The sequence below is a fragment of the Algoriphagus aquatilis genome (genome assembly GCF_042657405.1).
GTDB lineage: Bacteria > Bacteroidota > Bacteroidia > Cytophagales > Cyclobacteriaceae > Algoriphagus > Algoriphagus aquatilis.
On record NZ_JBHSKS010000036.1, the window covers coordinates 1 to 777 of the forward strand.

Annotated in this window: 1 protein-coding gene; it reads left to right on the forward strand. The window is 35.9% G+C overall.

The genetic code is table 11. The features are described from left to right. Positions 1-362 precede the first annotated feature (362 nt). A partial coding sequence (locus ACFPIK_RS18140; protein WP_377917877.1) for a transposase occupies positions 363-777 on the forward strand: 415 nt, incomplete at its 3' end.

The following is a 777-nucleotide window of genomic DNA, read 5'->3' on the forward strand; positions in this document are numbered from 1 at the left end:
GCTGACGCCTCAAAAATCAATTTCTCCGACTTCGTCAACATCCAGAAAAAATTACAAGCACTCAAAAAATCAGATAATCCTACACTAGCAGCAGCGTTTCATACCAGAAATTAGCCAAACTTGAGTAGGTGTAGATTGCATCTACACCTTTATATAAATACAAATTTGTAATTTGCTTCTTAAGGAAGTTCTATATTAAACATTGTTATTTAAAGCCAGATATTTAATTATTGGAAAGTATAAGAACTAATTTTTGATCCCCCTCTGGGAGTAGAATTGAGGTTAGGACTAGGTGTAGTTTGTAACTACACCTTTCTATAAAAACAAATTTGTAATTTGCTGATATCGAAAAACCATGATTTATGGGAGAGGCCTATCAGATAAGAGATCAAGAAATGCCCTATTTTCTTACGTTTCAGGTTGTAGGTTGGGCGGATGTATTTACCAGAAAAGTATATCGGGATCTGATTTTGGAAAACTTTTCATATTGCCGATTGGAAAAGGGATTGTACTTGTATGGATATGTGATTATGAGCAATCATATTCACTTGGTGGTTCAGCAAAAGGATGGAAAGCTATCGGATTGGGTGCGGGATTTTAAAAAGTTCACGAGTAAAAAGTTATTGAAAATGATCCTTGAGAATCCTCAGGAAAGCAGGCGAGAATGGATGAAGATGATTTTTGAGTATCATGCTGAGTTTAATAAGCGATCAGGCGATTTGCAGTTTTGGACCCATGACAATCATGCGATAGAATTGTATCGGCCAGAAATGATTG